Consider the following 14,181-nt stretch of genomic DNA (forward strand, 5'->3'; position numbering starts at 1 on the left):
CTAAAACACGGATCGTAAGAACTTCTTTCGCTCCTGTGTTATCTGCTACTTTTAATCTTGACTCTTGTTGTACCATAATTACTTCGCTCTTTCAATGATTTCAACTAATCTCCAACATTTAGATTTACTTAATGGACGTGTCTCCATAATTCTTACAGTATCTCCAATGTTACAATCGTTTGTTTCGTCGTGTGCAACATATTTCTTAGTTTTTAACACGAACTTACCGTATAATGGGTGTTTCACTTTTGTAGTTTGTGACACAACAATAGATTTCTCCATTTTGTTTGAAGTCACTACACCTATTCTCTCTTTTCTTAAATTTCTTTTTTCCATCTTTCAGCTAGTCTACAATTATTGTAACTCTCTTTTAGTTAACTCTGTATGTAATCTCGCAACTGATCTTCTTAAACTTCTTAATTGAAGTGGATTTTGGATAGGCGAAATTGCATGAGCATTTTTTAGGTCGGTATACGTTTTCTTTAACTGACTAAGTTGTTCTTGTAACTCAGCTGCAGATAGATTTTTAATTTCTGATTGTTTCATAATAAATTTTGATTATGCTTCGAAATCTCTAGCAACGATAAACTTAGTTTTAACAGGAAGTTTTTGAGCTGCTAAGCGTAATGCTTCTTTTGCAACTGATAGAGGCACTCCTCCAACTTCAAACATAATTTTACCAGGTTTAACAACTGCAGCCCAATATTCAACTGCACCTTTACCTTTACCCATACGTACTTCTAATGGTTTCTTTGTAATAGGTTTATCTGGAAATATTTTGATCCATAATTGACCTTCTCTTTTCATGAAACGTGTTGCTGCGATACGAGCTGCTTCAATTTGACGAGAAGTAATAAATGAAGAATCTAAAGATTTAATACCAAACATTCCATTTGAAAGCTCGTGTCCTCTTTGAGAAACGCCTTTCATTCTACCTTTCTGTACCTTACGGTATTTTGTTCTTTTAGGCTGTAACATTTTTCTTTAGTTTAAATAATTACTTTCTTTTGCGTGCGTTTGGTTTACCATCTCTCTTAGGAGCAGAAGATCCTGAAGGTTTAGACTTTTGTTTGTCCATTCCTACTAACGGAGAAAGATCTCTTTTTCCATAAACCTCACCTTTCATTATCCATACTTTGATACCCATTCTACCATAAGTAGTATGTGCTTCACCTAATGAATAATCAATATCAGCTCTGAAAGTTGACAATGGAATTCTACCTTCTTTGAAGTTTTCAGAACGTGCCATTTCAGCTCCATTCAAACGACCAGAAATTTGTACTTTGATACCTTCAGCGTTCATACGCATTGCAGCAGCAATAGCCATTTTAATTGCACGTCTGTAAGAAATTCTACTTTCAATTTGACGAGCGATACTTGTAGCTACTAAATAAGCGTCAAGTTCAGGTCTTTTAATTTCAAAGATGTTGATTTGAACTTCTTTGTCAGTAATTTTCTTAAGTTCTTCTTTCAACTTGTCTACCTCTTGCCCACCTTTTCCGATAATGATACCAGGTCTAGCAGTAGTGATAGTAACGGTTACAAGTTTTAAAGTTCTCTCGATAATTATTTTTGATACACTAGCTTTTGATAAACGTGCATGGATGTATTTACGGATTTTAGCATCTTCAGCGATTTTATCACCGTAATCATTTCCTCCATACCAGTTTGAGTCCCATCCTCTGATGATACCAAGTCTATTTCCGATTGGATTTGTCTTTTGTCCCATACTGTTTATTAATTGCTTTGTGTGTTATTATTTGATCCTAACACGATTGTTACGTGGTTAGAACGCTTTCTAATTCTGTGTGCACGACCTTGTGGAGCTGGACGAAGTCTTTTCAACATCATACCACCATCTACAGTAATCGTTTTTACAAACAAGCCAGCTTCTTCTAAATTAGCATCAGCATTTTTTTGCTGATAGTTATTAATTGCTGATAACAACAATTTCTCTAATTTTCTTGAAGCTTCTTTTTGACTAAATCTTAATATATTAAGAGCTAATTCTACTTTCTGACCTCTAACTAAATCCGCAACTAAGCGCATTTTTCTTGGTGAAGTAGGGCAGTTATTTAATTTAGCAAAAGCAACTTGTGTTTTTGCCTCTTTAGTCTGCTCTGCTCTTTCTCTTTTACGAACTCCCATAGCTTCCTATTATTTTTTACCTTTATTTTTAGCCCCAGCATGACCTCTAAAAGATCTTGTTGGTGAAAACTCTCCTAATTTGTGTCCTACCATGTTCTCAGTTACATAAACTGGAACAAATTGACGACCATTGTGAACTGCGATAGTCTGCCCAACGAAATCAGGAGTAATCATTGATGCTCTAGACCAAGTCTTAACAACACCTTTATTACCACCTGCAATATTTTCTTGAACTTTCTTCTCTAATTTATAGTGTACGAATGGTCCTTTTTTTAATGAACGTGCCATGTCTATCTAATTATTTCTTTCTACGTTCTACAATATACTTATTACTCGGGTTAACTTTAGAACGAGTTCTATAACCTTTAGCAGGCAAACCTTTTCTTGAACGTGGGTGACCTCCAGATGAACGTCCTTCACCACCTCCCATTGGGTGATCAACTGGGTTCATTGCTACTGGTCTTGTTCTAGGTCTTCTACCTAACCATCTTGATCTACCAGCTTTTCCTGATACGATTAATTGGTGGTCTGAGTTAGAAACTGCTCCAATTGTAGCCATACAAGTTAACAAGATTAATCTTGTCTCTCCTGAAGGCATTTTAATTGTTGCATATTTTCCATCTCTTGCCATTAACTGAGCGAAAGTTCCTGCTGAACGAGCGATTACAGCTCCTTGACCTGGTCTTAATTCGATACACGAAATAACAGTTCCTAGAGGAATTTTACTTAAAGGCATTGCATTTCCAATTTCTGGAGATGCTTCTTCACCAGAAACTACAGTTTGTCCAACTTGTAATCCATTTTGAGCAATGATGTAAGTTTTAGCTCCATCTGCATAATACAATAATGAAATAAAAGCTGAACGGTTTGGATCGTACTCGATTGTTTTAACCGTAGCAGGAATACCTACTTTAGTTCTTTTAAAATCAATGATACGATACTTTTGTTTGTGACCACCGCCTGTATAACGCATGGTCATTTTTCCTTGACTATTTCTACCTCCAGAGTTTTTTTTCGGTGCGATCAAAGAACGCTCCGGCTTATCAGTTGTAATAGTGTCAAAGCTATTAACAACTCTAAATCGCTGACCCGGGGTAATAGGTTTTAATTTTCTAACTGACATTTTCTATTAGATATTAGTATAAAAATCTATTGTTTCTCCCTCTTGAACTTGAACAACTGCTTTTTTGTAAGCATTTGTTTTACCACTGATTAAACCACTTTTAGTATATTTAACACTTCTATCAGCTCTGTAGTTCATTGTATTAACCGCAACTACATTCACACCAAAAGCCGCTTCAACAGCATTTTTGATTTGAATTTTGTTAGCAGTTTTTGCAACTACAAAACCAAAACGGTTAAAAACTTCACCATCTTTAGTTATTTTCTCAGTTATAATAGGCTTAATTATGATGCTCATAATCTTATTATTTACTTAAATTAGCTTCAATTCCGTCTACAGCACCTTCTAAAAGAACTAAACTTTTTGCATTTAAAATTGCATAAGTACTTAATTCTGAAGTAGTTACAACGCTAGACGCTTTTAAATTGCGTGACGACAAATATACATTTTTATTTGTATCGCCCAACACAAATAAAGATTTTTTATTCTCTAACCCTAAAGCTTTCAATACGTTAATGAAATTTTTAGTGTTTGGTGTTTCAAATGTAAAATCTTCAACTACCACTAAATTTGACTCATTTACTTTTAAAGATAAAGCCGATTTACGAGCTAATCTTTTTAAGTTTTTATTCAATTTAAATGAATAGCTTCTTGGTCTTGGTCCAAAAACTGTACCTCCACCTTTAAACAATGGATTTTTAGCAGATCCAGCACGAGCCGTACCTGTTCCTTTTTGTTTTTTAATTTTACGAGTACTTCCAGCAACCTCAGCTCTTTCTTTAGCTTTGTGAGTACCTTGTCTTTGATTAGCCAAATATTGCTTTACATCTAAGTATACAGCATGTTTATTAGGCTCAATTGCGAAAACTGAATCAGAAAGTTGAACTTTTCTTCCAGTTTCTTTTCCGTTGATATCTAAAACTTTTACTTCCATTACTTCTGAATGATTACATAAGAGTTTTTATGACCAGGAACACAACCTTTTACAACTAAAAGATTTTTCTCACCAACCACTTTTAAAACTCTAAGGTTTTGTACTGTTACATTTTCTCCTCCAGTTCTTCCAGCCATACGCATTCCTTTGAATACTCTTGACGGATAAGATGAAGCTCCTACAGAACCAGGTGCTCTCAAACGGTTATGTTGACCATGCGTAGCTTGTCCAACACCACCAAAACCATGACGTTTTACAACCCCTTGGAATCCTTTACCTTTTGATACACCAACAACATCAACAAATTCACCTTCCGTGAATAAGTCAACAGCGATTACATCGCCTAATTTGTACTCCTCTTCAAAACCTTTGAATTCAACGACTTTTTTCTTCGCAGCTGTTCCCGCTTTCTTAAAGTGACCTAACTCAGCTTTAATTGAACGCTTTTCAGCTTTGTCATCGAAACCTAACTGAATAGCAGAATATCCGTCTACTTCATTGGTTCTGACTTGGGTAACAACACATGGACCACACTCGATAACAGTACAAGGAATATTTTTCCCGTTCTCATCAAAGATGCTAGTCATGCCAATTTTTCTTCCGATTAACCCAGACATATTAAACTAATTATTAATTAAACTCTTATTTATAATACAAATAGTATTTGCACACTACTCATTTTGAGGGTGCAAATATATAAATTATTTTTTAATTATCGCAAAAATAAATAGTTAAGTAAAATTTAGCTAAAAAAAGCACATTATACACACTAAAAATGATAAGAAAAAAACCGTAATGCTTTCACATTAACGGTTTTTTATTATTAAATCATTGCATTTTTGCAATAGTGTTTATCACACTTTAATTTCTACTTCAACTCCTGAAGGTAACTCTAATTTCATTAAAGCATCGATAGTTTTAGAAGAAGAGCTGTAGATATCTAACAATCTCTTATAAGAACTTAACTCGAATTGCTCTCTTGATTTTTTGTTAACGTGTGGAGAACGTAATACAGTAAAAATCTTTTTGTGAGTAGGTAATGGAATTGGACCCGTTACCACAGCACCTGTACTTTTTACAGTTTTTACAATCTTTTCTGCTGATTTATCAACCAACATGTGATCGTAAGATTTTAATTTTATTCTGATTTTTTGACTCATCTCTTTAAAAATTAAGCGTTACCTTTTGCTTTTTTGATTACAGCTTCTGAAATGTTAGAAGGTGTTTCTTCATAGTGAGAAAACTCCATTGTAGATGTAGCTCTACCAGAAGATAATGTTCTTAATGTAGTAACATAACCAAACATTTCTGATAAAGGAACATTAGCTTTAATAGTTTTAGCACCATTTCTATCACCCATATCATTCACTTGACCTCTACGACGGTTCAAGTCACCTACGATATCACCCATGTTTTCTTCTGGAGTAATAACTTCAATTTTCATGATTGGCTCAAGAACAACAGCTCCTGCAGCTTTAGCTACTTCTTTATAACCCATTTTAGCTGCTAATTCGAATGATAAAGCATCAGAATCCACAGGGTGGAATGAACCATCTAATAATGTAACTTTTAAACTATCAACTGCATAACCCGCTAAAGGACCTTGCTTCATAGCTTCTCTAAATCCTTTTTCTACAGCAGGAATATATTCTTTTGGTACGTTACCACCTTTTACCTCATTAACAAACTGTAACCCCATAGGAGCTTTACCATCTACTAAATCAGCAGGCTCTAAACGGAAAACGATATCACCAAATTTACCACGACCTCCAGATTGCTTTTTGTAAGTTTCTCTGTGTTGTGCCGCTTTAGTAAACGCTTCTTTGTACTCAACTTGTGGCTCACCTTGATTAACCTCAACTTTGAACTCACGTTTCATACGATCTACAAGAATGTCTAAGTGTAACTCACCCATACCTGAAATAATCGTTTGACCTGAAGCTTCATCAGTTCTAACTGTAAATGTTGGATCTTCTTCAGCTAATTTAGCTAAAGCCATACCCATTTTATCTACGTCAGCTTTTGTTTTAGGTTCAATTGCGATACCAATTACTGGATCAGGGAATTTCATTGACTCAAGAATAATTGGGTGTTTTTCATCACACATTGTATCTCCAGTCTTGATATCTTTAAATCCTACAGCAGCCCCAATATCTCCAGCCTCAATATATTCGATTGGATTTTGTTTGTTAGCGTGCATTTGGTAGATACGAGAAATTCTTTCTTTATTTCCTGAACGTGTATTCAAGATGTAAGAACCAGCATCTAAACGACCTGAATAAGCACGGAAGAAAGCTAAACGACCAACATAAGGGTCAGTAGCAATTTTAAATGCTAAAGCCGCGAAAGGCTCTTTAGTATCAGGACGACGGATAATTTTCTTTTGATCTTCTTCTAATAAATCAGCATCATCAGGATGAATTCCTTCGATACCTTCTTTATCTAATGGAGATGGCAAATATTTACAAACTGCATCTAACATAAATTGAACTCCTTTGTTTTTGAAAGAAGAACCAGCAATCATAGGAATGATAGCCATGTCGATTGTAGCAGCACGTAAAGCATTGTTGATTTCATCCTCAGTAATTGAGTTTTCATCTTCCATATACTTTTCTAATAAGTTTTCGTCGTAAGTAGCAATCTCTTCAATTAAAATTGAACGATATTCTTTTACTTCGTCAACCATATCAGCAGGGATATCGATAATATCAAAAGTAGCACCTTGAGTTTCATCATGCCATACAATAGCTTGATTTTTAACTAAGTCAACTACTCCTTTGAAATCAGCCTCTTCACCAATTGGTAAAGTAATCGCTACTGCGTTTGATTTCAACATATCTTTTACTTGCTGACAAACTCCTAAGAAGTTAGAACCTTGACGGTCCATTTTATTTACGAATCCCATACGAGGAACTCTATATTGATCAGCTAATCTCCAGTTAGTTTCAGATTGAGGCTCAACACCATCAACTGCACTAAATAAAAACACTAAACCATCTAATACACGTAACGAACGGTTTACCTCAACTGTAAAGTCAACGTGACCAGGAGTATCGATAATATTAAAGTGGTAAGGTTTTGAATCTGGCAATACTTTTCCTTGTTCTGTTGGGAAATTCCACTCACAAGTTGTAGCAGCAGAAGTAATTGTAATACCTCTTTCTTGCTCTTGCGCCATCCAGTCCATTGTTGCAGCACCATCGTGTACTTCACCAATTTTGTGTGATTTTCCTGTATAGAATAAGATACGCTCAGTTGTTGTTGTTTTACCAGCATCAATGTGAGCAGCAATTCCAATATTTCTTGTATATTTTAAATCTCTAGCCATTTCTATACGAATTAAAATCTAAAGTGAGAGAATGCTTTATTAGCATCTGCCATTTTGTGAGTATCCATTCTTTTCTTAACAGCAGCACCTTCTTCTTTAGCCGCAGCTAAAATTTCAGAAGCTAATTTACCTGCCATTGATTTTTCGTTTCTTCTTCTTGCATAAAGAATCATCCATTTGATAGCATAAGAAATCTTTCTATCTGGACGAATTTGCATTGGAATTTGGAATGTAGCTCCACCCACTCTACGTGAACGAACTTCTACGTGAGGCATAACATTTGTTAATGCATCTTTCCAAATCTCTAAAGCAGATTTTTCTGCATCTTGCTTTTTAGTTTCAACGATTTCTAATGCATCATAGAAAACTTTAAAAGCTGTTGATTTTTTACCATCCCACATTAAGTTATTCACAAAACGCGTTACTAACTGATCGTTAAACTTTGGATCTGGTAAAAGGGGTCTTTTTTTGGCCGCTCTTTTTCTCATGTCTTTTCTTTAAAAGATTTTTAAATTACTTTTTCTTTCCAGTTGGTGCAGGTGCTTGTCCTGGTTTTGGACGTTTTGCTCCATACTTAGATCTACGTTGTGTTCTTCCTGCAACACCCGCAGTGTCTAATGCTCCACGTACGATGTGGTAACGTACACCTGGTAAATCTTTTACTCTTCCACCTCTAACTAATACTATCGAGTGCTCTTGTAGATTGTGACCTTCTCCAGGAATGTATGCATTCACCTCGTTACCGTTTGTTAAACGAACCCTAGCTACCTTTCTCATTGCTGAGTTTGGTTTTTTAGGAGTTGTTGTGTAAACACGAGTACACACACCTCTTCTTTGAGGACAAGAATCTAAAGCAGCCGATTTACTCTTCTTAGTTATTTGGGTTCTCCCTGTTCTTACTAATTGTTGAATTGTTGGCATAATTAAATACTAAAAATTTTTACTGTTTAAAATTCCCGCTTTTTACGGGGTTGCAAATGTAGGAATTATTTTTTACTTTCCAAATCATAATTTATTAATTTTCAATGCAATTTGATTTTAGTAGTGATTTGATTTGTATTGAGTTACAAGAAAGAAAGACAAAAACTACCTAGCCCCGATGGAAGCAAACTACCATGTAGTGCGGACAGCGGGAACATGGACAACAAGAATTCACGAACCTTTCGCTACTACAAATAAAATTTATTTTACTTTTTTTCGTTTCTTTACTGCTATGAAATTACTCTTGGGTTTTATTCTGTTTTTTTGCTTCCAATTTTCATTGGGGCAAAACTTCTATTTAAAGATGGAAGGAACTTCCGAAACAGAAAACAAAACCATTGATAGTCTACAATACGAATCTAAACACGCTTCGGTTGCTTTACTTTTAGAAGAACAAAAACGTTTTGAAAGCAAGTTAACGAATCAAGGTTTTTTTGATTGGCTACTGTTGGAACAAAAAAAAGTGAATGATAGTAGTTTTGTCTTTAAATACAAATTAGGAAATTCTATAAAAAACAACACCATATATATAGGTAATCTTTCTGCCGAGGAAAAATCGCTATTGCAATTAGAAAAAGACACTTTGGTAATCGCAACAAATGAAGTTGAGAATTTTATGAAAAGTAAAATTGCGTTGTTAGAAAAGAAAGGATATTCTCTAGCGAATTTGCAATTGACTAATCAGCGAAAAGTTGACAACAATTTATTTTCTGAATTGCAACTGAAACTCAATTCGAAAAGAAATATTACCGATATTGTTATTGTGGGTTACGATAAATTCCCTACAGGAATTAAAAAAGCAATTACCAAAAAAGCAAAAAAAGCCACTTTTAATCAGGATAATTTAAAACAGATTAATGATGAGTTTGATAAATTGCAATTTGTGAGTCAGTTGAAATATCCTGAAATTTTATTCACGACTGATTCGACTAAAATTTTTGTTTATGTTGAAAAATCGAAACCCAATAAATTTGATGGTTTTATTGGATTTTCAAACGACGATCAAAGTAAATTAACTTTTAACGGCTATTTAGATTTGCAACTGCAAAACATTTTAAACACTGGAGAAAAATTTAATTTGTATTGGAAAAACGACGGTAACCAACAAACTTCGTTTAACATCGGAACAGAATTACCATACATTTTTAAAAGTCCGATTGGAATTAAAGCGAATTTGAGAATTTTCAAACAAGATTCCACTTTTCAGAATACTGTGACCGATTTGAATTTAGGTTATTATTTTTCATACAACACAAAAGCTTATATTGGTTATCAAAAAACTACTTCCGTAGATATTCAGAATACGAATTCGTTTAGTTTGAATGATTTTACGAATACATTTTTGACTTCGAGTTTTGAATATACCGATTTTGACAACGAAAATTTCATTTTTCCTGAAAAAGCAAGAATCTTCATAAAAGCAGGAACAGGCAATCGAACCATTTCATCTCAAAAAACGAATCAGTTTTTTACCCAATTGGATTTGAATTACAACTTTAATTTGAATCCAAAAAACAGTATTTATTTAAGAAATCAGACTTTTTATTTACAAAGTGATGATTATATAATTAACGAGTTGTTTCGATTTGGAGGCATCAATTCAATTAGAGGTTTTAACGAAAACAGTTTGCAAGCAAATGCTTTTAGCGGAATTATGGCAGAATATCGCTATTTAGTCGCGCCAAATTTATACGTTCACTCCATAACCGATTACGGTTATTTTCAAGACAAAACAGCTGCGATTGATGATAAAATTTTAGGCTTAGGCTTCGGATTTGGGTTATTTACCAAAAACGGATTGTTCAATTTAGTTTACGCTAATGGAAGCACAAGCGACCAAGCGATAAAACTTTCAAATTCTATTATTCACATAAGTTTTAAGACAAATTTTTGATTTTGCACAAAAAATGTTATAAAAAAGTTAATATTATATTAGGTTTGTTATAAAAAATTTCTGATTTTTGAATTATAAATTCAAATCAACCAATATGAAATCAAAAACTAAATTATTATTAACCTTCTTGGCGCTATTGCTAAGTCAGCAATTTTTTGCTCAGGCAAAATCTGTGACAGGAACAATTATCGATGAAGGAGGAGTACCTCTTGCAGGTGTAACCATCATTGAAAAAGGAACTAAAAACGGAACTCAATCTGATTTTGACGGAAACTACGAAATCAAAGTAAATGATGGAGCAGTTCTTGTTTTTTCATTCATCGGAATGTTGCCACAAGAAGTAGTTGTATCATCTTCTAAAATCAATATTACAATGAAAGAGGATGTAACAGAATTGGAATCAGTTGTAGTTACAGCCTTAGGTATAAAAAGAAAACCAGATGAAATTACAACAGCATCTCAAGTTGTAAAAACAGACGAACTAAATCAGGCGAAAGCAACAAATGCTGCCGTTGGATTAGTTGGAAAAGTATCTGGTTTGCAAATTAACACTATCAATAATGGTGTAAATCCTAGTACAAGAATTCAGTTACGTGGTTTCCGTTCTATTACAGGAAACAACGAAGCTTTAATTGTAATTAATGGTGTTATTTCTACATCTGGCGCTTTTTCTGAATTAAACCCTGAAATTATTGAATCGATAAACGTTATTAAAGGTTCTAATGGAGCTGCTTTATATGGATCACAAGGATCAAATGGTGTAATTATCGTTACCACTAAGAAAGGAAATAAAGAACAAAACAAATTTAACATCGCTTTAAACTCATCTGTTACTTTTGAAGAGGTTTCAATGTTACCTAAACTTCAAAACAGATTTGGTCAAGGTTATCAAGGCGCTCAAGATTTTACAGAAAACACAAGTTGGGGAGCAGAACTAGACGGCTCACTTCAACCAACTGGTTTGGAACAAACTTTAATGCCTTACTCTTTTATTAAAGACAACTACAAACCATTTTTTAATACTGGAACTACCATGTTAAATTCCATTGCAGTTTCATCGGGTGATGAAAATGGCTATGTAAATCTTTCTATTGGAAATCAAGAAACAAGTGGTATTATTCCTACAGACTCATTTAAAAAGAACAACTTTTACTTTGGAGCTGGTAAATCAAACGATAAATGGAGCTTAAATGCAAATGTTCGCTACACAACAAGTCACCAAAATACAGCTGGAGGTGTAGAAGGTTCAGTTTACAACTCATTAACTCAAGTTCCTGTGAATGTCCCTGTCGAAGCATTTTCTAACCCAGACAATGCAACTCACTGGACGTATTGGGAATTAAATCCATATTGGAGACTTAAAAACGAAAGAATTGATTCTAAAGGACAAACTATAGAAGGAGTTGGAGAAATTGGCTACAAAATAAACAAAAATATCGACGCAACATACAGAGCAAGTTTTAGAACAACTTCTTTTAATGGTTATGAATTTTTTAATGGCTATGAAGCCCAAGTAGTTTATTGGGACACACCTTCTGACTATGTTTCTTCTTATGAAGTTAACAATAGTAATTCAAGAAGAATATATTCTGATTTCTTATTGAATTTTAATTACATGCTTACGAATGATGTTTCATTCAAAGCTAACATTGGTAATAACATTACTAATATCGAGTCAAATAGATCCTCTATTAAAGGAAATCGTTTAGTGGTTCCTGGATTATACAACATTACAAATATTACAGGAAACACAATACCAGAAGATTTTAAATCACAACAAAGAGGTTATGCCTTTTTTGCAAATGTTGATTTAGGTTATAAAGATTATTTATTTCTTAATTTAACAGCAAGAAATGATTGGACTTCAGTTCTAAACAAAAATAATAATTCTTTCTTCTATCCAAGTGCTGGAGTTTCTTTTATTCCAACAAAAGCATTTGATAATTTTGGCGGAGACATCTTAACATACGCTAAAGTATCTGCAAGTATTGTAAAAGTAGGAAATGCAATTATAGACCCTTACGATATTAACGATCGTTTTTTAAGTGGAGATACAGCAGGTTTCCCTTACAGTGTAATTAACTCATTTGTTCAAGATCCTTCACTTACTGATTTTAATTTAAAACCAGAAGATAATATTTCTAAAGAAATTAACCTAAACTTAGAATTTTATAGACGAAGAATAACTTTTGATGTAAGCTACTACACTTCAAAAAACACAGATCAGATTCTTCAAACTTCTCCTTCATTCGCTTCAGGAGCAAACGAAGCGACAATTAACGTAGGAGAAACAACATCTACCGGTCTTGAACTGGATTTAGGATTAACTCCAATTAAAAATGATAATTTAACTTGGGATATTCGTTTTGGCTATAGTGCCCCAAAAACAACTGTGGACAAGGTAACTGAAATTTCTGTTCAAGCAGCTGTTGGTGATTATTTAGGAACAGCTGGTATTGCGGCAATTGCAGGAGAACAATTTCCAATGATTGTGGGAACAGGTTACCAAAGAGATGAAAACGGAAACGTTATAATTGACGCTTCTTCTGGAGATCCATTAAAAGCTAACAATGTGAAATTAGGAAAAACAACTCCTGACTATATTTTAGGTTTATCAAGTTCATTAACTTACAAAAACTTCAAACTTTCTGGAGTATTTGACTATAGAACTGGACACGTATTTTATGCAGGGATTAAAGATGGTTTAATTCAAAACGGAACTGATATTTCTACTGCTCAAGGTGGAAGACAACCTTTTATTTTCCCTAACTCTGTAGTTGAAACTTCACCAGGAGTTTATACACAAAACAATTCAGTTACTACATCTGGAGGACAAGATTACTACACAGGAATTTATAGAGAAATCGACGAAAACTTCGTGTTAGATGCTACCGCATTTAAATGTAGAGAAATTGCTTTATCATATACTTTCTCTAAAGATTTATTGAGTAGAATTGGAATTAGCAGCTTCTCTGTAGGTATTAATGCTAGAAATGTTTTCATGATTTTACCAAAAGAAAACAGAAATTATACTGATCCAGAATTTTCATTCACTACAGGAAACAATGTTGGTCTTAGTACTGGAAATCAAGCTCCACCAACAAGAACCTACGGAATTAATTTTAACCTAACCTTTTAAGAAATACTATGAAAAATATTTTTAAACATATAGCTTTTGGATTAGTAGTACTTACTAGTCTGAATTCGTGCGATGATTTTTTAGATGTAAATGATAGTCCAAACGATCCAACATCCGAAAATATAGATCCTGCAATTGTTCTTGCAGCTACTCAAGTATACACTTACAATACATTAGCAAGAGACATGAACCAATTAGGGAATCTTATGATGAACAATTGGACAAGAGATGTTGGAGCTTCTAACTCAAGTTATTATTTTAATGAACACAATTACAATGTAACTTCTGATTTTTATTCTAGTATTTTTGAAAATTTACAACTTAGAACTTCTAATTATACATTTATTCAGAATGCAGAAGGAACAGAATACGATAATTATAAAGCAATAGCTAAAATTATGAAATCGTATTATTTTCAATACTTAGTAGATCTGTATGGAGACATACCATACTCAGAAGCTCATAAAAGAGCAGCTAATTTAACTCCAGCTTATGATGATGATTTATTTATTTATCGTAATTTAATTGTTCAATTAGACGAAGCAATAACATTAATCGACAATGCACCTGCTGGTAGTTTAAACCCTGGCGGAAATGATGTTATGTTAGGTGGCGACATGGAAACTTGGAAAAA

At 33.8% G+C, this 14,181-nt stretch carries 18 protein-coding genes; 3 read left to right on the forward strand and 15 right to left on the reverse strand.

Annotated features, from left to right (window positions below; all coding sequences use genetic code 11):
- The 15 genes from L6Q46_RS06885 to rpsL all read right to left on the reverse strand — a co-directional run.
- Positions 1-76 (reverse strand): uL14 family ribosomal protein (locus L6Q46_RS06885; RefSeq protein WP_291283698.1); only part of this gene is annotated, 76 nt, incomplete at its 3' end.
- A 2-nt stretch (positions 77-78) separates the two neighbouring features.
- Positions 79-336 carry a 30S ribosomal protein S17 gene (gene rpsQ / locus L6Q46_RS06890; RefSeq protein ID WP_026725636.1) on the reverse strand — a complete coding sequence of 86 codons (258 nt, stop codon included), beginning with the start codon at positions 334-336 and terminating at the stop codon, positions 79-81.
- An 18-nt stretch (positions 337-354) separates the two neighbouring features.
- Positions 355-546 (reverse strand): 50S ribosomal protein L29, encoded by a 192-nt coding sequence (gene rpmC / locus L6Q46_RS06895; protein WP_026725637.1) that lies wholly within the window; start codon positions 544-546, stop codon positions 355-357.
- Positions 547-558: 12 nt separating this feature from the next.
- Positions 559-978 carry a 50S ribosomal protein L16 gene (rplP, locus tag L6Q46_RS06900; protein WP_008254483.1) on the reverse strand — a complete coding sequence of 140 codons (420 nt, stop codon included), beginning with the start codon at positions 976-978 and terminating at the stop codon, positions 559-561.
- 19 nt (positions 979-997) lie between these two features.
- A complete protein-coding gene (gene rpsC / locus L6Q46_RS06905) occupies positions 998-1,729 on the reverse strand; it encodes a 30S ribosomal protein S3 (RefSeq protein ID WP_073583322.1) in 732 nt (243 codons plus the stop codon).
- A gap of 8 nt (positions 1,730-1,737) precedes the next feature.
- Positions 1,738-2,148: a 50S ribosomal protein L22 gene (gene rplV / locus L6Q46_RS06910; protein WP_111566957.1), complete on the reverse strand. Its 411-nt coding sequence runs from the start codon at positions 2,146-2,148 to the stop codon at positions 1,738-1,740.
- A gap of 9 nt (positions 2,149-2,157) precedes the next feature.
- Positions 2,158-2,436, reverse strand: coding sequence for a 30S ribosomal protein S19 (rpsS, locus tag L6Q46_RS06915; RefSeq protein ID WP_073583326.1), 279 nt, complete (start codon positions 2,434-2,436; stop codon positions 2,158-2,160).
- A gap of 10 nt (positions 2,437-2,446) precedes the next feature.
- A complete protein-coding gene (gene rplB, locus L6Q46_RS06920; protein ID WP_073583328.1) occupies positions 2,447-3,271 on the reverse strand; it encodes a 50S ribosomal protein L2 in 825 nt (274 codons plus the stop codon).
- A gap of 6 nt (positions 3,272-3,277) precedes the next feature.
- Entirely contained in the window at positions 3,278-3,568 is a 291-nt protein-coding gene (rplW, locus tag L6Q46_RS06925) for a 50S ribosomal protein L23 (protein ID WP_111566958.1), read from the reverse strand.
- Between the two features lie 7 nt (positions 3,569-3,575).
- On the reverse strand, positions 3,576-4,205 hold the full coding sequence (gene rplD / locus L6Q46_RS06930; RefSeq protein WP_026725642.1) for a 50S ribosomal protein L4: 630 nt from the start codon (positions 4,203-4,205) through the stop codon (positions 3,576-3,578).
- Positions 4,205-4,822, reverse strand: a complete 618-nt coding sequence (rplC, locus tag L6Q46_RS06935; RefSeq protein WP_111566959.1) for a 50S ribosomal protein L3 — start codon at positions 4,820-4,822, stop codon at positions 4,205-4,207. The genes rplD and rplC overlap by 1 nt, the downstream gene beginning before the upstream one ends.
- 237 nt (positions 4,823-5,059) lie before the next feature.
- Complete coding sequence (rpsJ, locus tag L6Q46_RS06940) at positions 5,060-5,365, reverse strand: 30S ribosomal protein S10 (protein WP_008254495.1); 306 nt, start codon at positions 5,363-5,365, stop codon at positions 5,060-5,062.
- 11 nt (positions 5,366-5,376) lie between these two features.
- Positions 5,377-7,533: an elongation factor G gene (gene fusA / locus L6Q46_RS06945; RefSeq protein ID WP_291283694.1), complete on the reverse strand. Its 2,157-nt coding sequence runs from the start codon at positions 7,531-7,533 to the stop codon at positions 5,377-5,379.
- Positions 7,534-7,544: 11 nt separating this feature from the next.
- Positions 7,545-8,021 carry a 30S ribosomal protein S7 gene (gene rpsG, locus L6Q46_RS06950; protein ID WP_073583337.1) on the reverse strand — a complete coding sequence of 159 codons (477 nt, stop codon included), beginning with the start codon at positions 8,019-8,021 and terminating at the stop codon, positions 7,545-7,547.
- A gap of 25 nt (positions 8,022-8,046) precedes the next feature.
- Complete coding sequence (gene rpsL, locus L6Q46_RS06955; RefSeq protein WP_026725646.1) at positions 8,047-8,454, reverse strand: 30S ribosomal protein S12; 408 nt, start codon at positions 8,452-8,454, stop codon at positions 8,047-8,049.
- 364 nt (positions 8,455-8,818) lie between these two features.
- Here rpsL and L6Q46_RS06960 point away from each other — a divergent pair, with 364 nt between their 5' ends.
- From L6Q46_RS06960 to L6Q46_RS06970, 3 genes are all read left to right on the forward strand, one after another.
- On the forward strand, positions 8,819-10,408 hold the full coding sequence (locus L6Q46_RS06960) for a hypothetical protein (protein ID WP_291283695.1): 1,590 nt from the start codon (positions 8,819-8,821) through the stop codon (positions 10,406-10,408).
- A gap of 94 nt (positions 10,409-10,502) precedes the next feature.
- A complete protein-coding gene (locus L6Q46_RS06965; RefSeq protein WP_291283696.1) occupies positions 10,503-13,547 on the forward strand; it encodes a SusC/RagA family TonB-linked outer membrane protein in 3,045 nt (1,014 codons plus the stop codon).
- A gap of 8 nt (positions 13,548-13,555) precedes the next feature.
- Positions 13,556-14,181 (forward strand): SusD/RagB family nutrient-binding outer membrane lipoprotein (locus tag L6Q46_RS06970; RefSeq protein ID WP_291283697.1); only part of this gene is annotated, 626 nt, incomplete at its 3' end.

This window comes from Flavobacterium sp., assembly GCF_023151265.1.
Taxonomy (GTDB): domain Bacteria; phylum Bacteroidota; class Bacteroidia; order Flavobacteriales; family Flavobacteriaceae; genus Flavobacterium.